Annotated in this window: 24 protein-coding genes; 9 read left to right on the top strand and 15 right to left on the bottom strand. The window is 73.0% G+C overall.

From position 1 onward, the window contains the following. Both CWIS_RS12765 and CWIS_RS12770 read right to left on the bottom strand, forming a co-directional pair. Positions 1-358 (bottom strand): cupin domain-containing protein (locus CWIS_RS12765; protein ID WP_048343694.1); only part of this gene is annotated, 358 nt, incomplete at its 3' end. Positions 359-462: 104 nt separating this feature from the next. Continuing rightward, positions 463-948 carry an ATP-binding protein gene (locus CWIS_RS12770; RefSeq protein WP_053071712.1) on the bottom strand — a complete coding sequence of 162 codons (486 nt, stop codon included), beginning with the start codon at positions 946-948 and terminating at the stop codon, positions 463-465. Positions 949-1138: 190 nt separating this feature from the next. On the opposite strand from CWIS_RS12770, the gene CWIS_RS12775 reads away from it, so the two are divergent. The 5 genes from CWIS_RS12775 to CWIS_RS12795 all read left to right on the top strand — a co-directional run bounded on the left by CWIS_RS12775 (position 1139) and on the right by CWIS_RS12795 (position 5992). Continuing rightward, entirely contained in the window at positions 1139-1975 is an 837-nt protein-coding gene (locus CWIS_RS12775; protein WP_048343695.1) for a DUF4397 domain-containing protein, read from the top strand. Between the two features lie 21 nt (positions 1976-1996). After that, positions 1997-2671, top strand: a complete 675-nt coding sequence (locus tag CWIS_RS12780; protein ID WP_053071713.1) for a class F sortase — start codon at positions 1997-1999, stop codon at positions 2669-2671. A gap of 11 nt (positions 2672-2682) precedes the next feature. Next, positions 2683-3384 carry an RNA polymerase sigma factor gene (locus CWIS_RS12785; protein WP_231583864.1) on the top strand — a complete coding sequence of 234 codons (702 nt, stop codon included), beginning with the start codon at positions 2683-2685 and terminating at the stop codon, positions 3382-3384. Further along, positions 3371-4201 carry an anti-sigma factor gene (locus CWIS_RS12790; RefSeq protein ID WP_048343696.1) on the top strand — a complete coding sequence of 277 codons (831 nt, stop codon included), beginning with the start codon at positions 3371-3373 and terminating at the stop codon, positions 4199-4201. Before CWIS_RS12785 ends, CWIS_RS12790 begins: the two co-directional genes overlap by 14 nt. 174 nt (positions 4202-4375) lie before the next feature. Beyond that, positions 4376-5992 carry a methyl-accepting chemotaxis protein gene (locus CWIS_RS12795; RefSeq protein ID WP_197080841.1) on the top strand — a complete coding sequence of 539 codons (1617 nt, stop codon included), beginning with the start codon at positions 4376-4378 and terminating at the stop codon, positions 5990-5992. Positions 5993-6125: 133 nt separating this feature from the next. Here the strand turns inward: CWIS_RS12795 and CWIS_RS12800 are convergent, their stop codons facing one another. Beyond that, positions 6126-7118: an NAD-dependent epimerase/dehydratase family protein gene (locus CWIS_RS12800; RefSeq protein WP_048343698.1), complete on the bottom strand. Its 993-nt coding sequence runs from the start codon at positions 7116-7118 to the stop codon at positions 6126-6128. Positions 7119-7362: 244 nt separating this feature from the next. Here CWIS_RS12800 and CWIS_RS12805 point away from each other — a divergent pair, with 244 nt between their 5' ends. After that, complete coding sequence (locus CWIS_RS12805; protein ID WP_048343699.1) at positions 7363-8301, top strand: hypothetical protein; 939 nt, start codon at positions 7363-7365, stop codon at positions 8299-8301. Positions 8302-8310: 9 nt separating this feature from the next. Here CWIS_RS12805 and CWIS_RS12810 read toward each other — a convergent pair whose 3' ends face one another. From CWIS_RS12810 to CWIS_RS12840, 7 genes are all read right to left on the bottom strand, one after another. After that, positions 8311-9441, bottom strand: a complete 1131-nt coding sequence (locus CWIS_RS12810; protein WP_369796576.1) for a fatty acid desaturase — start codon at positions 9439-9441, stop codon at positions 8311-8313. A 6-nt stretch (positions 9442-9447) separates the two neighbouring features. Further along, the gene (locus tag CWIS_RS12815; protein ID WP_053071714.1) at positions 9448-9909 is read right to left on the bottom strand and encodes a hypothetical protein; all 462 of its coding nucleotides are present in this window, start codon (positions 9907-9909) and stop codon (positions 9448-9450) included. A gap of 56 nt (positions 9910-9965) precedes the next feature. Then, positions 9966-10358: a lipopolysaccharide assembly LapA domain-containing protein gene (locus tag CWIS_RS12820; protein ID WP_053071715.1), complete on the bottom strand. Its 393-nt coding sequence runs from the start codon at positions 10356-10358 to the stop codon at positions 9966-9968. Between the two features lie 115 nt (positions 10359-10473). After that, the gene (locus tag CWIS_RS12825; protein WP_048343700.1) at positions 10474-10881 is read right to left on the bottom strand and encodes a cupin domain-containing protein; all 408 of its coding nucleotides are present in this window, start codon (positions 10879-10881) and stop codon (positions 10474-10476) included. After that, positions 10878-12416 carry a glycoside hydrolase family 130 protein gene (locus CWIS_RS12830; RefSeq protein WP_197080842.1) on the bottom strand — a complete coding sequence of 513 codons (1539 nt, stop codon included), beginning with the start codon at positions 12414-12416 and terminating at the stop codon, positions 10878-10880. The genes CWIS_RS12825 and CWIS_RS12830 overlap by 4 nt, the downstream gene beginning before the upstream one ends. Further along, complete coding sequence (locus CWIS_RS12835; RefSeq protein WP_048343701.1) at positions 12413-13471, bottom strand: hypothetical protein; 1059 nt, start codon at positions 13469-13471, stop codon at positions 12413-12415. The genes CWIS_RS12830 and CWIS_RS12835 overlap by 4 nt, the downstream gene beginning before the upstream one ends. Continuing rightward, the gene (locus CWIS_RS12840; RefSeq protein WP_048343702.1) at positions 13471-14604 is read right to left on the bottom strand and encodes a glycosyltransferase; all 1134 of its coding nucleotides are present in this window, start codon (positions 14602-14604) and stop codon (positions 13471-13473) included. Before CWIS_RS12840 ends, CWIS_RS12835 begins: the two co-directional genes overlap by 1 nt. Before the next feature lie 204 nt (positions 14605-14808). On the opposite strand from CWIS_RS12840, the gene CWIS_RS12845 reads away from it, so the two are divergent. After that, a complete protein-coding gene (locus tag CWIS_RS12845) occupies positions 14809-15816 on the top strand; it encodes a glycosyltransferase family 4 protein (protein WP_048343703.1) in 1008 nt (335 codons plus the stop codon). A 200-nt stretch (positions 15817-16016) separates the two neighbouring features. Then, on the top strand, positions 16017-16451 hold the full coding sequence (locus tag CWIS_RS12850) for a helix-turn-helix domain-containing protein (protein WP_053071716.1): 435 nt from the start codon (positions 16017-16019) through the stop codon (positions 16449-16451). A gap of 9 nt (positions 16452-16460) precedes the next feature. Here the strand turns inward: CWIS_RS12850 and CWIS_RS12855 are convergent, their stop codons facing one another. After that, entirely contained in the window at positions 16461-17282 is an 822-nt protein-coding gene (locus CWIS_RS12855; protein WP_197080843.1) for a hypothetical protein, read from the bottom strand. Between CWIS_RS12855 and CWIS_RS18995 the strand changes: the two genes are divergently transcribed. Continuing rightward, positions 17259-17873: a hypothetical protein gene (locus CWIS_RS18995; RefSeq protein ID WP_197080844.1), complete on the top strand. Its 615-nt coding sequence runs from the start codon at positions 17259-17261 to the stop codon at positions 17871-17873. The two genes, CWIS_RS12855 and CWIS_RS18995, sit on opposite strands and share 24 nt — an antisense overlap. Here the strand turns inward: CWIS_RS18995 and CWIS_RS12860 are convergent. The 4 genes from CWIS_RS12860 to CWIS_RS19000 all read right to left on the bottom strand — a co-directional run bounded on the left by CWIS_RS12860 (position 17870) and on the right by CWIS_RS19000 (position 21472). Next, positions 17870-18055 carry a hypothetical protein gene (locus tag CWIS_RS12860; protein ID WP_048343705.1) on the bottom strand — a complete coding sequence of 62 codons (186 nt, stop codon included), beginning with the start codon at positions 18053-18055 and terminating at the stop codon, positions 17870-17872. The genes CWIS_RS18995 and CWIS_RS12860 overlap by 4 nt on opposite strands. A 71-nt stretch (positions 18056-18126) precedes the next feature. Beyond that, positions 18127-18807, bottom strand: coding sequence for a DUF6308 family protein (locus tag CWIS_RS17730; RefSeq protein ID WP_053071717.1), 681 nt, complete (start codon positions 18805-18807; stop codon positions 18127-18129). Positions 18808-18941: 134 nt separating this feature from the next. Then, the gene (locus CWIS_RS12870; protein ID WP_048343706.1) at positions 18942-20609 is read right to left on the bottom strand and encodes a nuclease-related domain-containing DEAD/DEAH box helicase; all 1668 of its coding nucleotides are present in this window, start codon (positions 20607-20609) and stop codon (positions 18942-18944) included. A 128-nt stretch (positions 20610-20737) separates the two neighbouring features. Next, the gene (locus CWIS_RS19000; protein WP_231583872.1) at positions 20738-21472 is read right to left on the bottom strand and encodes a PKD domain-containing protein; all 735 of its coding nucleotides are present in this window, start codon (positions 21470-21472) and stop codon (positions 20738-20740) included. Positions 21473-21507: the final 35 nt, after the last annotated feature.

The following is a 21507-nucleotide window of genomic DNA, read 5'->3' on the forward strand; positions in this document are numbered from 1 at the left end:
CCGCGGCGTCGGCCTCCTCCTTGGTGTGGTGCACGGCCCCGTCGGCGTGGTCCGGCGGCCCGTAGACCGTGTAGAGGATCAGCGGGTTCTCGCCCGTGTTGAGGAAGTTGTGGGTCCGGCCCGCCGGGACGACGACGAGGTCACCCTGCGCGACGTTGCGCTCCTCGCCGGAGACGACCGCCTTGCCGGTCCCGGAGACGAACGTGAGGATCTGGTCGACGTCCTCGTGGACCTCCTCGCCGATCTCGCCGCCCACGGGGATCGTCATGATGACGAGCTGGCTGTGCTTGCCGGTCCACAGCACGCGCCGGAAGTCCGGGCTCTGCTGCGCCACGGTCGCGATCGTCCAGTGCTCCACGGATGCTCACCTCTCACTCGCTGATGACCCGTGGCCATGATGCTGCGTCCGGGCCGCCCGCGCCTGCGCAGAGGCCGCTCGCCCATGCGCGGAGGCCGCCGACGTCAGCGCACGACGACGACCGGGCCCTCGTCCGGGTCCGGCGGCTCGAAACCCTCGAGGTAGTCGCGCGCGAGGTCGGGCGGCACGACCACGTCGTGCGGACCGGTGCCGGCTCGTCGGGCCAGGCGACGCAGGACCTCGTCGCGCGGCGTGGCCAGGTGGTGGACGACCGGTACGAGGCCGAAGGGCGCGACGAGGGCGCGGTAGGAGTCGCGGGCCGCTCGGGACCAGAAGGACGTGTCCACGACGACGTCACGGCCCTGTCCGACGAGGGCGACGAGCTGCTCGCGGAGCCGCGCGTGAACGACCTCCGCGACCGGTCCTGGCACGGGGTGGGTGCGGTGGCCGAGCCGCCACGCCTCCTCGTCGAACGAGAGCCGCGCGAACCCCTCACGCTCGAGCCGCAGCGCATGCGTCGACTTGCCGGACCCCGCGGGTCCGCACACGAGCACGACGCGTGCCGACCGCTCACGCTCGGATACGTCCACGACGCCATCCTCATCGGCCCTGGCGTGGGCGTCGAGCTCATAGGGGTGCGGCCCCGATGGGCGCTCGCCGACACGCGACGGGACGGCATCGGCGGAAGAAAGTGGGGCGGAGGTGCATCCGTGCGGCGCGCTCGGCCGGAAGAGGGTTCGTCAGGCGCCATCCCGGCGCTGCTCTCCGGAAGGACGCACCATGCGCACTCGACTTCTCGCCGGCGCCGCAGCCGGCGCCCTCGGTCTGGCCACCGTCGCCCTCGCCGCCGGGCCGGCCTCCGCCGCCGACGAGGCCCAGCTCTCCGTGCTGCACGGCGTGCCGGGCCTGACCGTCGACGTCTACGTCAACGGTGAGCTCACGCTCGACGACTTCGAGCCCGGCAAGCTCGCCGGGCCGCTGGCCCTGCCCGCCGGCACCTACACGGTCGCGATCACGGCGGCCGACGCCGCGGACGACAGCGCGCCGGCCATCGGTCCCGTGGACCTGAAGCTCGCCGCGTCGACGAACTACACGGCCGTCGCGCACCTGGACGCCTCGGGTGAGCCGACCGCCACGCTGTTCACCAACGACACGTCCACGACGAAGCCCGGCGAGGGTCGGATCACCGTCCGCCACGTCGCGGCGGCGCCCGGCGTCGACGTGCTGGCAGGCACGGACGCGGTGATCACCAACCTGGAGAACCCCGACGAGAAGGTCCTGAACCTGCCCGCGGGCACTGTCCCGGCCAGCGTCGTCGCCACCGGGACCACCGAGCCCGCCCTGCTGGGCCCGGCGGACGTGAACGTCACCGAGGGGACCAACACGATCCTGTACGCCTGGGGCAACGCGACCGTCGACCCGTCGACGCTGGCCCTGGCCACGCAGACGATCGACGGCCTGCACAGCGACCCGACCGCGGTCCAGGCCGGTGAGCTGGGACTCGTCGCGGACTCGGGCTCGACGCAGCTGTGGCCGTTCGCGCTCGGCGCCCTCGTGGTGCTCGGCGCGGCGTCCTTCGTCGTCGCCAACCGTCGGCCCGCACGCGCCGGCCGCTGACCCGCAGAGGCCGACCCGACCATGGCACGACGCCGCCTCCCGCTGACCAGGGCCCTCACCCTCGCCCTGGTCAGCGGGCTGGTCGCCGCGCTGCTCGCGGGCTGCTCCTCGAGCAGTCAGGGCACGCCGCAGCCGGCACCTGCCGTGACGTCGACGCCACCCGGACCCACGGCCACGGCGGGGCCCACCCCGGCCCTGCCCGCCGTCCCGGTCCGGGACGCGACCGCACCGGCGCCGACCCCCCTTCCGGCGCCGGTGCGGATCGCGGTCCCCAGCGAGGACATCGACATGGCGGTGATCCCCGTGGGGGTCGAGGACGACGGCAGCATGGAGCTCCCGCCGGACGCGGACGAGGCCGGCTGGTACCGGTTCGGGCCCGTGCCGGGCGGCGAGAGCGGCAACGCGCTCCTGGCCGCTCACGTCGACTCGCGGCGCAGCGGGATCGGGCCGTTCGCGGCACTGCGCGGCGTCGAGCCTGGCGCGTCGGTCGTCGTCACGTCGTCCGACGGCACCCGGCACGAGTATCGCGTGACGACCGTCGAGAAGATCGCCAAGGACCAGGCACCCCTCGACGTGTGGTTCGCCCGCAGCGGCCCGCCACGTCTGGTGCTCGTCACCTGCGGCGGGGCATGGCAGGCTGACATCGGGCACTACGCCGACAACGTCGTCGTCACCGCCGAGCCGACGGGTGACTGACGATGTCGGCGGTGGCCGTGCTCCAGGCGCAGCGTGCGCGGTCGAGCACCACGACGAGGGACATGGAGAGCTGGGTGACCGGTAGCGGCGCGGAGCGGTCCGACGCTCCGCTGCGCTCGGTCCCGCTCGCGCCCGACGAGCCCCGCCGCCGCCCGGACACCGACGGCGAGGACGTCGAGGCGCTCGGCGCGGCGTTCGCGGCCGGCGACGAGGACGCGGTCCGCGAGGCCTACCGCCGCTGGTCGACCCTCGTCCACACGATCGCCCTGCGCTCGCTCGGGACGGTCGCCGACGCGGAGGAGGTCACGCAGCAGGTGTTCGTCGACGCGTGGCGGGGCCGGCACCGGTTCGACCCCACCCGCGCGCGCCTGCCCGCCTGGCTGATCGGCATCACGCGGCACGCAGTCGCCGACGCGCACGAGCGGCGGTCGCGCGACCGCCGGCTGGTCGCGGGCGTCGAGGGCGCGCAGCCGCGCGCCGAGCACGTGGGCGCCCCCGACGACCGCGTCGTCGACAGCGTCGTGGTGGCCGACGAGCTCGAACGCCTCGGCGACCCGCAGCGCACGATCCTGCGGCTCGCCTTCTACGAGGACCTCACGCACGACCAGATCGCGACCCGGTTGGACCTGCCGCTCGGCACCGTGAAGAGCCACGTGCGGCGTAGTCTCGCCCGGCTGCGCAACCGATGGGAGGTGGACGGTGCCGTTGGATGAGACCCACGTGGACGACGACGTGCTGGCCCTCCTGGCTCTCGGCGAGGACGCGGGCACGCCCGACGAGCGCGCCCACCTCGCGCTGTGCGAGCGGTGCGCGGGCGAGGTGGCCGCGCTGAGCGAGGTCGTCGGCCTGGCGCGCGCCGCGGACACCGAGATGGTCGCGCCCGGGCCGCAGGTGTGGGAGCGGATCGCCGCCGAGCTCGAGCTGACCCCTGCCGCACCGGCGACCGGCGCGCACGCCGCGCCTCTCGCGGGGCCGGGTCCGGGTCCGGTCGTCGGGGAGCCCGGGCCTGTCGTCGGGGAGTCCGAGGCGGGACCCGGGACCTCCGAGGCCGTCGTCGGGGAGCCGGACGCGGTCGTCGTGCCGCTGACCCGTCGGCGGCGCGTCGCGTGGGGATGGATCGCCGGGGCGGCCGCCGCGGGCGTGGTCATCGGTGGCGTCGGCGTGGGCTGGGTCCAGTCGCGCGACGACCGCGCGCAGACCGTGGTCGCCACCGCGACCCTTGAGCCGCTGCCCGGCTGGTCCGCCAAGGGTTCGGCGACCGTCCAGGTCGCGCGCGACGGGACCCGCACGCTCGTCGTCGACGTGGCCGAAGACACCGCGCCCGACGGATTCCGCGAGGTGTGGCTGCTGACCCCGGACGTGAGCGGCCTGGTCAGCGTCGGGACGCTCGCGGGCTCGTCGGGCCGGTTCGACCTGCCCGCGGGTCTCGACCTCGACGAGTTCTCCGTGGTCGACGTGTCGCAGGAGCCGTTCGACGGCAACCCCGCCCACTCGGGCGACTCGATCGTGCGCGGCGCGCTCACCGCCTGACGACCCTGCGCGCCACCCGGCGCTCGCGCGCGCCGCTGTGCCCCGGAACCGCTCGTCGGCCCGCCGAGAGTGACGTGGGCGACTCATCCCGACGACTCACACATCTCGCCCAGGAACCGATGGGGACATCGCCCGGGCAGCCGTTCGGGTGACACTCCCACGAGGTACATGCCGATGAGCTCCCAGCCGTCCACCCGCCGTTCCGCCCTGCGGGGCGCACGCTCCAGCGTGCTCGCCAAGATCCTCACCGCCGTCGGGATCGGCGCGATCGCGGCCCTGATCATCGGCGTCGTGGGGCTGACCGCGCTCGGCTCGGCCGCCGCGCGCACGACCGAGCTGTACGAGCACGACACCCTGGGTGTCCGCCTCACGCAGCAGGTCCGCTACGACTTCGCCGCGTACCGCCTCGCCTCGCTCAGCGCGACGACCGCGACGACCGCGGAGGCCAAGGCGAGCTACGAGAGCGAGCGCACGACGACGAAGGACGCGCTCACCGCGACCGGCGCCGAGCTCGACGCGCTGGACCTCGAGGGCGAGCTGGACGTCGCGGTGGACACGGTGCTCACCGACATCGAGAGCTACCACCAGCTCTCCGACGAGCTCGTCGCGCTCGCCGCCGCGGGCGACATGGAGACCTTCGACCGCAAGCGCGCCGCCGAGCTCGTGCCGCTCAGCACGGGCATCCTCGACGAGCTCGAGGGGATCGCGGACGGCCAGGCCGACGAGGCGAGCGAGTCCGCCGCCGAGGCCCGCGCCGCGAGCACCCAGACGCGCAACATCCTGCTCGTCGTCATGGCGGTGGGCGTGCTCGTCGCGGTCGGCCAAGGCATGCGCGTGGCCAAGAAGATCGTGCGCGACGTCAAGGCGGTCCAGACCGGCCTCGACGCGCTGGCCGCGGGCGACCTGACGGTCGAGACGCACGTCAAGGCCAACGACGAGCTCGGCGAGATGGCCGGTGCGCTGGACCGCGCACGGACCAGCCTGCGCGAGGCGCTCGCGGCCATGGGCGAGTCGTCGACGACCGTCGCCGCCGCGTCCGAGGAGCTGGCCGCCGCCGCGCGTCAGTTCGCGTCGTCGCAGGACGAGACCACGGCGCAGGCCGGTGTGGTCGCCGCCGCGGCCGAGCAGGTCTCACGCAACATCCAGGCCGTCGCCGCGGGCAGCGAGCAGATGGGCGCGTCCATCCGGGAGATCGCGCAGAACGCGAGCGAGGCGGCCCGCGTGGCACACACCGCGACCGGCGTGGCGTCGCAGGCGAACGACACGGTCGCGCGGCTGGGGACGTCGTCGGCGGAGATCGGCAACGTCGTCAAGCTGATCACGACGATCGCGGAGCAGACGAACCTGCTGGCGCTGAACGCGACGATCGAGGCGGCGCGGGCCGGGGAGGCCGGCAAGGGCTTCGCGGTCGTGGCCGGTGAGGTCAAGGAGCTCGCGAACGAGACGGCCAAGGCGACCGAGGACATCGCGCGTCGGGTCGAGGCGATCCAGTCCGACACCACGGGTGCGGTCGGGGCGATCGGGGAGATCGAGACGATCATCGCCTCGATCAACGACTACCAGCTCACGATCGCCTCGGCGGTCGAGGAGCAGACCGCCACCACGAACGAGATGTCGCGCGGCGTCGGCGAGGCCGCGACGGGCTCGGGCGAGATCGCCACGAACATCACGGGCGTCGCGACGGCCACCGCGCAGAACTCCGACGTCGTGACCCAGATGGGCCGTGCGATCGACGAGCTCGCGCACATGTCCACCGAGCTGCGCACCACGGCGGCCCGCTTCACGTACTGACCGCGCCTCACGCGGCGAACGACTCGAGCGCCGGCCCCTCGCTCCTCACGGCGAGCGGCCGGCGCTCGTCCGTGGTGCGCCTGCTGCCGACCGCCCGGGGGGCCCGCCGTGCGGGTGCCGACCGCCTGGGTGCCTACCGACCGGGTGCGTACCGGGCGGCGAGCTCGGCGTCGCGCTCGGCCGAGAGGCCGACCTTCAGGTCGCCCCCTCGCTCGCGCGCCCACGCGAGCGTGTCGCGCACCGTCTCGCCGAGCGGTCGCGTGGTCAGCCCGGCCGCGACCGCGCGGGACGTGTCGACCTGGAACATGCCGCGCATCTTCTCGTCGGACGGCGGGAGCCACAGCGGCAGGTCGACCCACGGCCGCACCTGCTCGGCCTCGCGCTGCTCGTCGGTCAGGACGACGGGCTGCGACGGGATGCCGGTCTCGTCGGCGACGGCCTGCAGGAGGTCGCCGAACGGCAGCGGGACGGTCGCGGCGTTGAACGTCCCCGGGACGCGGCCGGCACCGAGCCGCACGAGCCAGTCCGCGAGGTCACGCGCGTCGACGTACTGGACGGGCGAGTCGAGCGGCGGCGCGACGTGCGGGCCCGGGGTGCTGGGGCGCTGCACCCAGTAGGTGAAGCGGTCGGTCGGGTCGTGCGGGCCGGCGATGATCGTCGGGCGCACGATCGTGCGGCTGTCGAACAGCTCGGCCACGGCGCTCTCGCACAGGGCCTTGAGGCCGCCATAGGTGTCGCCGTCGACCTCGTCGGGAACCGGTCCGTCGAACGCGGCCAGCGGCGCGTCCTCCGTGGTGCCGGGCTGCGCGAGGTTCGCGTACGTCGAGATCGTCGAGACCAGCACGTAGTGGTCGCACCGGCCGACGAGGTGCGCGGCGCTGCGGCGGACCTGGTCGGGGTGGAACGAGGACAGGTCGTGCACGACGTCCCACCGCCCGTCCGCAAGCGCTGACACGTCGCCGTTGCGGTCGCCGCGCAGGTGCGTCACGTCGGCGAACAGGCCGGGGTTGGACCGGCCGCGGTTGAACATCGTGACGTCCCAGCCGTCCTGCAGCAGGCTCGTGACCAGGTGGATGCCCACGAACGTCGTGCCGCCCAGCACCAGCGCCTTCGGTCGCCCCCTCATCCCGCCGACCCTAGCCCCCACCCCACCCCGCCCGCCGCGACCCAGCACTTACTCAGGCCACCACGCGTCTGAGCCGGAGCAACCGCTGGCTCGGCCCACCGCGCAGCAGCGACCCCGCGCCTACTCAGGCCAACACCCGTCTGAGCCGGAGCAACCGCTGGCTCGGTCCGTCGCGCAGCGGCGACCTCGCGCGTCGGCAGCGGCCTCTTCACGTTGTCGGACCGCGGGTCTAGCGTCGTCCGGCATGGACGCAGTCGTCGAGTACCTCCTCTCCGGAGACCCCGCGATCCGCTGGCAGGTCCTGCGCGACCTCGTCGGCGCACCGGACGACGAGGTCGCGGCGGAGCGGGCGCGCGTCGCCACCGAGGGGTGGGGTGCGCAGCTGCTCGCGGAGCAGGCCGACGACGGCCGGTGGGACGGCGGCACGTACCGGCCGGGCTGGGCCGACGAGTCGCGCCCCTTCTTCGACGCGTGGACGGCCACCCACTTCGCCCTGCAGTCCCTGGTCGACCTCGGGCTGGACCCCGCGAGCGCGCAGGCGCGCCGCGCCGTGGGCCTGGTGCGGGACCACGTGCGGTGGGAGTACGACGGGTCGCCGTACTTCGACGGGGAGGTCGAACCGTGCATCAACGGGATGGCGCTCACCGCCGGGGCGTACTTCGGCGAACCCGTGTCCCGCATCGTCGACACCCTGCTCGGCGGACAGCTGCCCGACGGCGGGTGGAACTGCTGGGCGCAGGACGCGAGCGCCGTCTCGTCGTTCCACTCGACCATCTGCGTGCTCGAAGGACTGCGCGCGCTGGAGGCGGCGGGCGGCGCCACGGAGGCCACCCGCACCGCACAGGCGGCCGGGGAGACGTACCTGCTCGACCGCGGCCTGCTGCGGCGCAAGAGCACCGGCGAGCTCGTCGACCCGCGCATGACGATGCTGTCCTACCCGGTGCGCTGGTACTTCGACGTCCTGCGCGGCCTCGACCACTTCCGGCTGGCCGGCCGGCGCGACCCGCGGCTGAGCGACGCCGTCGAGCTGCTGCGCGCCAAGGCCGGCCCGCACGGCCTGTTCCCCTACGAGAACTGCCACCAGGGCCCGACTCTGTTCGACATGGAGGCCGAGGCCGAGGGGTTCCCGAGCCGCTGGGTGACGCTGCGCGCCCTGCGCGTGCTGCGCTGGTGGGACGCCTGACGCGCCGCGTCAGCGGTACTGCGCCACGAGCGGGCACTGGAAGGGGTCACGCGCGGCCAGCCCCACGGCGTTGAGGTGTCGCACGACGATCCCCCACGACCGCGGCAGGCTCGTCTCGGCGTAGGAGATGCCGTGCTCGGCGCAGAACGCGCGGACGGTCGGCTGCAGGCGCCGCAGGTTCGGCCGGGGCATGCTCGGGAACAGGTGGTGCTCGATCTGGTAGTTCAGCCCACCCATGAACAGGTCGGTCGTCGGCCCGCCGCGGACGTTGCGGCTCATCAGCACCTGGCGGCGCAGGAAGTCGAGGCGCGCGTCCCGCGGGACCAGCGGCATGCCCTTGTGGTTGGGCGCGAAGACCGCGCCCATGTACACCCCGAACAGCCCGAGCTGGACGCCGAGGAACGCGAACGCCATCCCCACGGGCAGCAGCCAGAACACGATCCCGAGGTAGCCCCCGATCCGCAGCGTCATGAACGCGATCTCGACCGGGCGGCGCTTGACGGTCCCGCGGCCGAACACGGTCTTGACCCCCGACACGTGCAGGTTCAGACCCTCGAGCAGCAGCAGCGGGAAGAACAACCAGCCCTGCCGCTGCGTGAGCCAGCCCTTGAGGCCGGTGCGGACGGCGCGCAGGTCCTGGGTGTGGAAGATGATGACGTCCGTCGCGATGTCCGGGTCCGCGCCGATCTGGTTGGGCTTCGCGTGATGGCGCGAGTGCTTGTGCTGCCACCAGCCGTAGCTCATCCCGGCGTACAGGTTCGCGATGACCAGGCTCGACCAGTCGTTCCACCGCCCGGAGTCGAAGATCTGGCGGTGAGCGGCGTCGTGGCCCAGGAACATCACCTGCCCGAGCAGCACGGCGAGCACCGCGGCGACGACGAGCTGCCACCACGAGGGCCCGATGACGACGAACGCGGCGAACGTCAGCGCCAGCAGCGCGGTCAGCGCCAGGAAGCGCACCCAGTAGTACGCGTGGCGTCGGCGCATCAGTCCGGACTCGTGCACGGCGTGGCTCAGCGCGGTGAAGTCGCTGACCTGCCGCTCACGGGCCGGGACCGCGCCGGCCGTCGACTGCGTCGCGGCACGTGACAGCCCGCTCGGCGCGGGTGTCGCGGCGCCGCTGGGGCTCGTCGGGCGCACGGCGGCCTACTCGAACCGGATCGACTCGACGGCCGCGTGCGTCGCGGCGGCCCGCTGACGCTCGTCGACGGCGAGGGCCTCGGCCGCGACGGCCCGTTCGGAGGCACGGGTCCGCAGGTCCCCCGCGAGGTCGCGGAGCATCGCGGCAAGCGCCGCAGCGAGGCCGTCGCGGAGCTGGGCGAGGGTCGTGTTCTCGATGAGCAGACGACGGTCGGCGACGACGAGCCGCAGCGCGGGCCCGTCCGTCGGGGCACCGATCTGCGCGCACAGGCCACGGGCCGTCGCGGGGTCCTCGATACGGGCCCGCTCGGACTGACTGACCTGCCGGGAGAACACGGCCGGGACCGTGTAGGCCGCAGGCTCGTCGGGCGTGCCGAGCTGCAGGGGGAGCCCCGTCTCGAGGACGGAGAGCAGATGCAGGTCGCTCGCGGCGGCGGGACCGGTCGGGGGGCTGGCGGTGGTGGTCATGGCGGCGACCTCTGTTCAGCTGGAGATGGACGGCGCGGGTGCGCGCCGATCAAGGCTCAGACGGTCGATGCCGTCGCGGCCTGCCGGTCCGTGCGGATGCGGCGGCGCAGCTGGCCGATGCGCAGGCTCCCGATGACGAGGGCGATCAGGCCGACGCCGATCCCGGCGATGAGCAGGACGAGCGAGAGCGGGGCCGAGCCGGACATCCCGAGGAACGTGACCTCGACGGGCGTCGTGTTCTGCATCATGAACACCACCAGGGCGATCAGGACGAGGACGCCGACGCACACGCCGACCCATGCGGCGCCGGTCCGCGAGCGCAGCGGTCGGTCTGTGGGCGACCCTTGCGTCACCTTCGACGGCCGGTAGCCGTCCGGCAGCGGGCGCATCGGCACGTCGAGCGGGGACGAGTTGGGGCGTGAGGTGGGGGTGTTGCGCTGGACGGGCATGACGCCCTCCTTCGACGTGCCAGGAGACGGGCCCTCGACTGAGGGCTGGCCATCCCGGGACTTCTTTCATCGTACGCCCGTTCGAGCGAATTGGCCCGGTTCGGGGGCCTGCACCTCAGGGGTGGGAGGTGTCCGCCCGTCCGTACCGGTCCGCGAGCCGCACGACGTCGTCGCGCCACCCCGGGCCCGCGGTCGAGGACTCCGCGAGCAGCACGTCGGTCACCGCGGTGAGGCGGTGCAGCACGCCGGCGGGCAGGTGCACGACGTCGCCGGCGCCCAGCTGCTGCGGCATCAGGAGATCGGCCGCCGCGCCGTGCTCGATCAGCGCGTCGCCGGACACCACGACCATCGTCTCGTCCTTGTCGACGTGGTACTGCAGGCTGAGCTGCTCACCGGCCCGCACCACGAGCAGCTTGCCGACGTAGCCGTGCTCCCCCTCGGCGTAGATGTGCTCGTGCCCCCACGGCTTGACCTGCACGGTCCCGACGGTGAACCGGGCGTGCGGTCCGGTGCTGACGGTCATGGTGCTCCCTCGATCGGTGCTGCGGGGTCCTGCAGGGTGGTGGCGGCCGCGGCGGGACGCAGCGCGTCGAGCAGCGGGTCGAGGTCGACGAGCGCGAACCGTGTGGCGGTGTCGCTGCTGCCGTACGGCACGACGAGCGTGCGGCCGTGCAGCATCGCGCCGCACGAGTAGACGACGTTCGGGACGTAGCCGGAGCGCTCGTCGTCCGTGCCCGTCAGGAGCGGGTGATCGAGCCGTCCGACGACGCGCGTCGGGTCGTCGAGGTCGAGCAGGAGTGCGCCGATGCCGTAGGTGCGCATCGGCCCGACCCCGTGCGTGAGCACGAGCCAGCCGCGCTCCGTCTCGACCGGAGGCCCGCAGTTGCCGAGCTGCACCAGCTCCCAGCCGCGCTCGGGGCGCTGCACGACGACGGGTGGTCCCCACCGGAGCAGGTCGTCGGACGTCGTGACCGCGTTGCTCTCCCGGTCGGCGCGCGACAGGGCGACGTACCGGCCGCCCACCTGCCGCGGGAACAGGGCCAGGCCCTTGTTGCGTGCACCCGGTCCGCCGACCGGCCGGCTCGACACGTGCGCGAAGTCGGTCGTCGCCAGGAGCTGCATCGCGATCTCGTGACCGTCGAACGCGGTGTAGGTGCCGAGGTAGGTGACCGTGCCGTCGGGCGCCGTGAAGCGCACCAGGCGGACGTCCTCGATGCCGTGGCTCTCGGTCGCGGTCTGTGGCATCAGGACGCGCTCGGGCACGGCCGAGTCAGGCGGGAACGTGACGTCGTAGCTGCGTCGGGCGATCCGCTCGAACCGCTCGACCGTGCGCGACGCCGACCCGCGCGTGAGCCGCTGCGCGCGCAGCTCGCCGTACGCGCGGTCGAGGTCCGCGCGGCCGAACTCGCGGCCGAGCGCGGCGAGCACGAAGTCCGCGTTCGCGTGGTCGTCGTCGACGTCCTCGTCGATCTCCTGGGCGAACAGGGCGCGCGCGTAGCGGGGCTCGGCGACCACCGGCTGCCGGGTGTGCGCGGGTGTCGCGTCGAGCGCGATGACGCCCGCTGCGTCGATCACGCCGGTGCGCAGCTCGAGGCTCGACACGTGCCCCTCGCCGAGCGCGCGCAGTGTCAGCACGAAGCGCGTCGCGCCAGCGGGCAGGCCGCTCTGGTCCGGGTGCGGGACCATCGACGGGTTGAACAGCGCGGTCGACTCGACCGCGTACTCCTGCGTGAAGTACGCGCCCACGAGCCGGCGCCGGTGCGCGGGCAGCTCGTCGGCGTGCGCGAGCCGGTGCCGCACGAGCGCGAAGTGCGCGTCCCACGTCCCGGCGAGGTCGTGGTGGCGGTGCCCGAAGTCGGCCGTCAGCTCCCGCAGCTCACGCTCGACCTCGTCGTCGTCGAGCGCCAGGACCCGCGCGAGGACGGCGGCCGAGCGCGACTCGCCGGCCGTCACCATCTCCTGGCCGGGCAGGAACAGCCGCGTCACGACACGGTCGGGGTCCGGGCGCAGCACGTGCGCGGTGCGGCGCACCCAGGGCGGGTTGCCGGTGGCCGTCACGGCGCGACCGCGGGACCCGTCCCGACGAGCTGCGCGCACGCGAGCCACGCGAGGGTCGACTCGGCGCCCTGGTTCCGGTTCACGCCGTCGCGCTCGAGCCCGTCGAAGCCGCCGCCGGTCGCGGCGTCCCGCACGGGCACACCCGTGTCGTTGGCGCCCTCGAACCAGGCGGCGCAGCGCTCGAGGACCACGGACCAGCCGGGGTCGCCGGTGACCCGCAGGGCCGTCGCGGCGGCCTCGGCGAGCGCGGCGGCTTCGATGGGCTGCTGGTCGAACCCGGGCCGCGCGTCGTCGCGCCCGCGCCCGCCCGCGGGGACCACCGAGAGGTGGTCGTCGACCGTCTGCTCGGCCACCAGCCAGTCGAGCAGCCGGATCCCGTCCGCGAGCAGGCCGTCGTCCGCGAGCGCGTCCCCGACCGCGATCATCGCTTCCGGCAGCACGGGGTTCGCGTACGTGAGGCGGCTCTCGGGCCACGGCCAGCGCGCGTCCCGCACGGGACGCGCGAACCGGCGACGGGCGTTCTGCAGCAGTCGCAGCGCACCCGCGTGGTCCGGCGTGGCGCGCAGGAGCTCGACCGCGCCGAGCGCCGCGTACGCGGTGGCCCGCGGGTACGACGAGCGGGCGCACGTCGCGGCCGACGCCCCACGACGCGCGTCGTCGGCGAGCTCCGCGTCCGGCACACGGGCCGCCGCGGTGCCCATCGCCCACAGCGCGCGCCCCCAGTGGTCACCCGACGACGGTGTGTCGAGCCACGCGCCGTCCGGGGTGCGGCGGTTGTGCATCAGGCCGCCCTTGCGCACCGCCGAGCGCACGAACCGTAGGTAGACGCGGGTCAGCGCGAGCGTCTCGTCGTCCTCGCGCGTCCCGTCCTGCCGCAGGGCGCGGGACGTCACGACGAGCGCGCGCGCCACATCGTCGACGCACATGCCGTGCTCGACGCGCGGCTGCGTGCCGAGGGCGTGCTCGTACAGCCCGGTCGGCGTGGTGAGGCGGGCGAGGTGGTCGAACCGCACCCGCCGGTCGGGCACCGTCGCGAGGACGGTCGTGGGCGCCATCAGACGGCTGCCGGGAGCGCGACGTGCCGCACGCCGGCGGCGACGTCGAGGTACTGCGCGGCGACCGCGGGCCACAGCAGCGCGGCGGTGAGGCGTCGCGCCTCGGCGGCCATCGCGTCGGCGACGCCGTCGACGGTCAGCACCCGCTCGAGCGCGGCGGCCATCGCGGACGGGTCGCGCTGCGGCACCAGGATCCCCGCCCCGCTCGAGAGCAGCTCGACGGCGTGCGGGAACCGCGTGGAGATCACGGGCTTGCCCGCGGCGACGGCCTCGGTGAGCACGCCGGACGTGACCTGCTCGTTGGAGTCGTACGGGAGCAGGACGACGTCCGCGCTGCGGACCACCGCGCGCAGGTCCGCAGCAGGCAGGTACCGACCGTCGAAGCGCACCGACTCCGTCAGCCCCAGGTCTCGGGTGAGGGCCGTCAGCCGGTCGCGGTACGCCTCACCGTCACGTTCGAGCACGCGCGGGTGCGTCTGCCCGACGACGAGGTACGTGGGCAGCGGCGCGCGGCCGCGCAGCTCCGCGAGCGCCAGCAGCGCCCACTCGATCCCCTTGCCCTGCGAGAGCAGCCCCCACGTGAGGACGGTCCGCGGCCGCGCGCTCGTCGTGCGCCCCGTCCCTGCCGTGGCGCGGTTGTCCTCCGCACCGTGCGGGACGACGGTGACGCGCGCCGGGTCCACACCCCAGCCCGCGACCAGGCGGTCCCGCGCGGTCGCGGTCATCGTGATGAGCGCCGCGGACCGCTCGACGAGCTCGGCCAGCACGCGGTGCTGGTTCGGCGTCGGGCGGGTCAGCACCGTGTGCAGCACCGTCACGACCGGCACTCGCACCCGCGCGACCAGGTCCAGCACGTCCTGCCCGTCCGGCCCGCCGTAGATCCCGTACTCGTGCTGGACCAGCGCCACGTCGAACTCGTCGAGCGCCGCCGCGGCCCGCCGCGCACCCTCGTCGTCCCCCGCGACCCACTCGTGCACGACGAGCGGCGCCGCGCCCTGCGGCTCGTCGACCAACCGCACGACCCCCACGTCCGCACCCGCCGCGAGCAGGTGCCGCACGAGCGCCGCGCTGAACGTCGCGATGCCGCACTGGGTGGTCGGATAGGTCGACAGAACTCCGAGACGGACGATCATGAGGGGGCTACTTCCCTGTACCTGCGCGCAGCGTGAGTGCTGCCGTCCACGGTGGGAGAAGGAGAAGGCCGCGTCCCCGGGGGCGCCTGGGTGCCGGCGCCGGGTCGTCCTTGCCGGAGAGCTGACACCCGACGAGAACACCCCGAGCCTAACAGCGCGGCGTACGCTCGGCCCGACCCCGGGAGGTCCACCGTCAGAGTCGCCGTGCTCGCCTCGATCGCCCACCGCGTCCCGCCGCGCGGCTACGGGCCGTGGGAGCAGGTCGCCTCCACGCTCGCCGAGGGCCTCGTCGCCCGCGGGCACGACGTCACCCTCTTCGCCACCGCCGACTCCGTGACCGCGGGGCGCCTGCACGCCGAAGCACCCGCCGGGTACGAGGAAGACCCGTCGATCGACGCGAAGGTCTGCGAGGCCCTGCACATCGCCGCCGTCTTCGAGCGCGCCGACGAGTTCGACGTCATCAGCAACCAGTTCGACTTCCTGCCGCTGGTCTTCAGCCGGCTCACCGCCACACCCGTGGTGACGACGATCCACGGGTTCTCGTCCGAGAAGATCGTGCCCGTCTACCGCGCGTACGACGACGTCGCGCACTACGTCGCGATCAGCGACGCCGACCGGCATCCGTCGTTGACCTACGCCGCGACCATCCACCACGGCATCGCCTCGTCGTCGTTCACCCTCGGCGCCGGCGACGGCGGGTACCTGCTGTTCCTCGGGCGGATCCACCCGGACAAGGGCACCGCGACGGCGATCGCCGTGGCCTTGCGTGCGGGGCTGCCGCTGGTGATCGCGGGGGTGGTGCACGACGCCGAGTACCACGAGCGGTTCGTCCTGCCGCACGTCGACGGTTCTCGCGTGCGGTACGTGGGGCCCGTCGGGCCTGCTGAACGTGACCGGCTGCTCGGTGGGGCCGTGGCGCTGCTGCACCTGATCGACTTCCCCGAGCCGTTCGGGCTCTCGGTGGTGGAGTCGATGATGGCCGGGACGCCGGTGATCGCGTACCCGCTGGGGTCGATGCCGGAGCTAATCCGGCCGGGGGTGTCCGGGATCCTGGTCCGTGACGAGGCCGATGCCGTCGCGGCCGTGCTCGAGGCGGCTCGTCTCGACCGCGCATCCGTGCGCGCTGACGCCGTCGCCCGGTTCTCGTCGGACCGCATGATCGACGACTACGAACGCCTCTTCACCCGCATCATCGGGCAACTCCCGCAGTGAGTCGCCGTGTCGACCCGCGGGCGCTCGAACGCCGACGGCACACCACCGGGCGGACGAGTCCCCCGCCAGCGACCGACGACGTCACCCGCTCGAACGGTTGCAGTTATAGGTGTAGGCGTCTTACGGTTGCAAGTGCCACACTCCGTTGCGGAGATCGCGGAAGATGCCCCGCAACAACAGGCAACTCTCAGGGAGACATCATGGCCACGACCGTTGCCGCGCGACAGGACCTGCTCACCGACGCACGCGACGCGAAGCTTGCGCAGCAGGTCCTGACCTCGCTCGAGGGACCTGACGGCTTCCTGGTGGTCGAGCGCGCCGACACCGCGGCGCAGCCCCTTCCCCGTGAGACCGGCCGCCTGCTGCAAGAGGTCCTCCGTTCGGTCGCGACCGGCTCCACGATCACCATCACGACGACGCCACGCGAGGTGACGACCTCGGCAGCGGCGGCGATGCTCGGGATCTCTCGACCGACGCTGATGAAGCTGATCAAGGACGGCTCGATCCCGGCCCACAAGGTGGGGACGCACACCCGGCTTCTCTCAGCGGACGTGCTCGAGGCGAAGCGGGCGCGCCGAGCCCGCGAGCGTGCGGCGTTCGCCGCACTCCTGGAGCTCGAGGACGACGAGGTGTGACCCCAGCGCTCAGGTCTGTTCCACTACGTCCGGCCCGCCGACGGACCCGGTGCTCGTGAGCGCCAGAGGCACGAGCTCGCGGGCCTCCCGCACCCGTCTGTAGACGAGCGACGGCGCCTTGCGCCGCTCGCGCTCATACGGCTCGACACGCACCGACTCACCGTTGCACCCGAGCTCGAAAGCCCCGGTCTTGGCGTCGTAGTCGACGACCTCGCAGTCCGCCCGCGGCGCATCGAGGAGCACCGAGCCGTCCTCGACGAAGTCCTTGGCGATCCCGACGACGACGCGGGCCGCACGAATGGCGATGAACCCGTCCCGGTTGGTGATGGCACGCGGCGCTCCACGCGCCACATCGATCCCCCCGATCTCCTTGGTACGCGGCACCGCGACTCCCGAGAGGAGCATCACAAGGCCGTCGTCGGTTCGCCAACGCAGCTCTTGCAGCAGGTCGTCGCGCTGCTCAGCCCCCAGCCCGACGACCTCGATCGCCGTCGGCGTCGGCGGTTCGACATCCGGGATCGCGTCCGCCACCGCCTCGGCGAGCTGCCCGGCGATGTCGCTGACCGCACGCTTCGTCCTGGAGCTCAGGCCCTTGCCCGGCGCCGCGTCGATGCGTCGTAGGCGCTGCTGCAGCACTGCGACCTGCTCCGCGGCCCGTTGCCGCCACTCGTCGGTCCGCTCGGACGCGGATCTCGCGATCAGTTCTGCGTACTCCGGGTCGCTCTGGCCCAGCGCGCCGGCTCGGAGCAGCTCGTATCCCAGCCAGCAGTCAGCAGCAGCGTGGAGGTTCACCGCATCGCGTGCGATGTGCCCGGCCTCGCGGCGCAGCACCTCGTGCCGGTCCGCGGCTTTGGCGGCACCCCGTCCCAGGCTGTCGACGCGGCGGCCGAGGAGCCGGACGGTGCTGCGGCAGTACGACTCGAGCGCATGCCCATCCCCACGCAGCTCCTCGAGCGTCGATTCCGGCACACGGCCGAGCTCGATCGCCCAACGCGACTCGCGGATGACGCGGTCGATGCGCGTCTCGATCTCGCTCGACCGCACCTCGCGCGACTCGTCGAGCAGCACGTCGATCCGTGCCCCAACCCGCTCGACCGCCTTCTGGATCCGCACGAGCTGGAGCTGAACGGCCGCGAGGGCCACGCTCGTGCCGAGCGACGCGGCGACAGTCGCCATCGTCGTCGCTGCGGCGATCGAGGTGAATGCGGCGTTCCCGACGATGACACCGTTGGAACCGACGACGTTCCCGAGCAGCAGACCGTTCGACTGCATCAGGTGGGCGCCATTGCGCAGGAGCGCCATGGTGTGCGGGGCGAGCTGGACGATTCCTTGGAGGTCCTGGAGCGCTCGGACCGCGCTTCCAGCGCCGCCTATGGCTGCACCAGTGGCCCCTATCGCGCCGATCGCCCCGGACCGGTCTAGACGGTCGTCGGTTGCAGAGTCACCCCGAGACGGGCGACGACCTCCCGTGCACGTTCGACGTCGTGGGCGAGGACCGCGACCTTTCCGCTGTCGTCCAACGCGACCAGCCTGACATCAGCCTGAGCAACGTCCTGCTCGTCCACCACTAGCCTCCACGCGACGATCCGCCCGTGCTCGAGCACGTCATGGTGCTATCGGCGCGATCGCCATCCGGCCTGAGCGACTCGACCAGATCGGGGTATCGCTCGTCGACCTAGTACCCAGCTGGCGGCTCGATCGCGACGCTCCCGACTCCGAACGGCCCCCCGAGCCTCCACCCCACGATGTCCAGGGCCCTCAGAGGCGTGATCGAGGGGCCGGCCGCGGGCGTCAGCGCCGCAAGCTCTTCCCAGCGCTCGGTCTGCGTCGACAGATCAACGCGTACGGCCTCCAGCCACAACGTCGCGAACGACTCCCACAAGCGGTCCTTCGCCGGAGGAACCGGAGCGCCCGGCCCATCCTGGTAGCACCGCCGGATGTGCTCGTCGTAGAGGGGGAAGATCCGAGGCCTCTTCCGGTGCAGCACCTTCGACAGCTTCGTGAGCTTCACCCCGGCGATCCGGGGATGGTCCAGCACGCCGATCACATGGGCGACCGCCGCGATGTCATCCGGCTTCGCTGTCGCGAGGTCAACTGCCGTCGGGACATGAGCGAGTCGTTCGTTGACCTCCTCGAGGGCGTCAAGGAACGCGTAGTAGGCACGCAGGCTCAGCCCAGCATTGAGCAGCTCCGGTGCGAAGAGATCCTGCGGGCCGACGAGGTCGGTGGGGGCACCTGGATAGGCGTCGTACGCCGGGTACGCCCAGTTCTCGCGCGGCGTCGTCAGATAGCGCTTGACGAACGCTGACGCCTCGTCGGAGCTCCACGAGCGTCCGCCTACCCGGACAACAGACATGCCTCCCCCTCGCATCGGTCAGTAGGCCCGGCGCCACGTCGACGCACGCAGCGAGCGGGCCACGTTGGCAAGCCGCGGCATCCCGACTAGAGCACACATAGGCCCGGCCCACCAGGTGCTCCTCAGATCGGCGATCATGCGGGTGCCCACGTGACGGCCTCGCGCAGCCTCATGCGCACCGCCTCCCCGCCCACCTCTTCCACGTACCCGCGAGGCCCGACGACGACGAGCAGCACCCGCGCCCGCGACAGCCCCGTGTAGAGCATCGTCCGCGCCCGATCTACGTCACGGACCCCGTTCACGGCCAGCACGACCACGGTCCGCTCGAGCCCCTTGAACCCGAGCACGTGCCCGTAGAACACGTCCTGCCCGCCGAAGAAGCCGTCCCAGTACTCCTGATGCCCCGCCAGCTCGACGGTCTCGACCTGCAGCGGGTGCCGCCGCCCGGTGGTGAGCAGCGCGATCTGCCCGGGCTCCCACCCCTCGGCGAGCAGCGCGTCGACCGCGTCGTCGGCCGCCCCCACGGCCTCGTCGGCCGGCACGTCGACCACTCGTACTGGTGCGCCTGCCCACCCGCGCGGCCGGGTGATGCCGGTGTGCAGCGCGCCGCAGAGCTGGGCGATCTGCTTGGTGGAGCGCAGGTTCTCGTCGAGCGTGATCGCGGTCAGCTCGACGGGCGCGGTCCCGGAGCGCGGGAACACGCGCTGGCCGTCGTCCGAGAACACGGCGAGCCGGCCGGCGTCGGGGTCGCGCAGGCAGCGCAGGAGGGCGGGCCACCAGGCGTCGCCGAAGTCCTGGGCCTCGTCGACGACGACCGCGTCGAACAGCTCGCCTGCCGGGCGCTGCGCCGCGAGGTCGCCGAGCTCGCGCGGGAGGCGCTCCTCCCAGTCGGCGGGGTCTCTGTCGTCGCCCGGCGCGGCACCCCACCGGACGGGCAGCTCGTGGAACAGCCCGACGTACGCGGGCCGCTCACGCGCGGGCCAGGTGGCGGTCGCGCGTTCGAGGTAGCGCGCCAGCCCGCGGGAGTAGCACATGAGGGCGACGCGATCTCCGGCGCGGGCGCGACGCCGCGCGTGCTCGAGCGCCAGCCACGTCTTGCCCGTCCCCGCCCCGCCGACGACGTGCACGCGCGGCAGCGCATCGAGGTACCGCATCGCGTGCGCCTGCTCGCGCGTCAGCCGGTCCAGGTGGTCCTCGTACTGCGCGGCGTCCGCGAGCGCCTCGGCCTGCGACGGGAACCCGCCGGTCAGCCATCCGACGAGCGCCTCAGCCGCGACCTCGTCGAGCGGAGCGTGCCCCGTCCCGTGGTCCTCGATCGCCCGCCGGATGACGTGCACGGCTGCCGCCCCGTCGGTGACGTCGTCGCGGTCCAGGAGCATCGTCCGCGGGAGCTCCGGAGCGTCCCACGACGCCGGGACGTAGACGTGCGGCAGCGCGACGAGGTGCGCTGTCCTGGTCCGGGCCGCGGCCAGACCCTGTCGGTCGAGCAGCCGCAGCAGCGTGTGCTTCGCCGACTGCACCTGGCTCACCGGGTCGATCGAGTGCCGGTGCTCGCCGGACCCCTGCCACCACTGCCCGTCCTCGCGCGTGACGTGCCCGCCCTTGACCTCGACCGCTGCGACACCGAGGCCGGGCCAGACGACGAGCAGGTCGATCTCCCGCTCCGTCGCGCCGTCCTGCAGCGCCGTCCCGGCGAGCAGCACCACGTCATCTGGCAGGTGCTCGCACAGCGCCTCCCACACGCGCTGCTCCGCGCCGCCGTCGTCGGGGAACGACGGGTGCTCGGGGTAGGTGCGCGGCACGGGGGCTCCTCGAGTCGACTCCTCGCAGATATCGACACGATGGACCCACCACTCAACTCACCGCACCCGCTCAGCGGCCGCCGCCGTCGGCGGGCCCCGCACGCTCGACGATCGGGCACAGTTCAGCGCTAGTCGACGAGCTTGGTGCGCAGCTCGATCACATCGAACTCGACTCCCTGGTCCACCGTCACGGCCGTCCCCTCGGCCTCACGCCACCTCTGAGCGGGGTCGTCGTCCAGCCGGTACTTCGCCGACCACGTGGTCGTCAGAGTGATGTGCGCGTTCCCCCGCTCGCCGTACACGTGCGTCAGGTCGAACGCCGGGTAGGGGCGACCAGGCTCTCGTGTACTCAGGGTCTCCCCATCGCCGAAGTCCCACGTGTACTCGACTGGCGACACCACGACGTCGACTCCGTAGGTGCCGAACAGCACGACGTGGTACTCGCGCTCGGCCGGCTCGGCGTAGACGATCACCGGCTTGGTGACCAGCATCGGGCCCTCGGAAGGCTGCTGGTTCACCGTCAGCGGTTCGATCTTGAGTCTGCGTAGGTCCCGTTCCCCGAACTGGGGCAAGAGGTCCGAGGGGCAGGCCCAGTCCGAGCGCATGTTCCAACCCGTTCCGTCATTGACGAGCCGGCGCCGCCACAGTGGAGCTACCGGTGGACCGTCCTCGCACGTCAACGACAGCGGCGGCGACTCGGGGTTCGTCTGTGGACAGGGCGCAGACGAGGCTGGGGTGAGCAGGCAGTCTGCCGTGCGCTCGTACTCGAACGTACGCTGGCCGGGTGGGCGCGCAAGGTCGGCCCGGCGCTCGCTCTCCGCCTCGAATGCGCTGACGGTCACCTCGTCTCCGACCTCGACCACCTCGACCTCCGTCGGCAGGATGGAGATCGCCCCTT

The organism is Cellulomonas sp. A375-1, from assembly GCF_001040865.1.
GTDB lineage: Bacteria > Actinomycetota > Actinomycetes > Actinomycetales > Cellulomonadaceae > Cellulomonas > Cellulomonas gelida.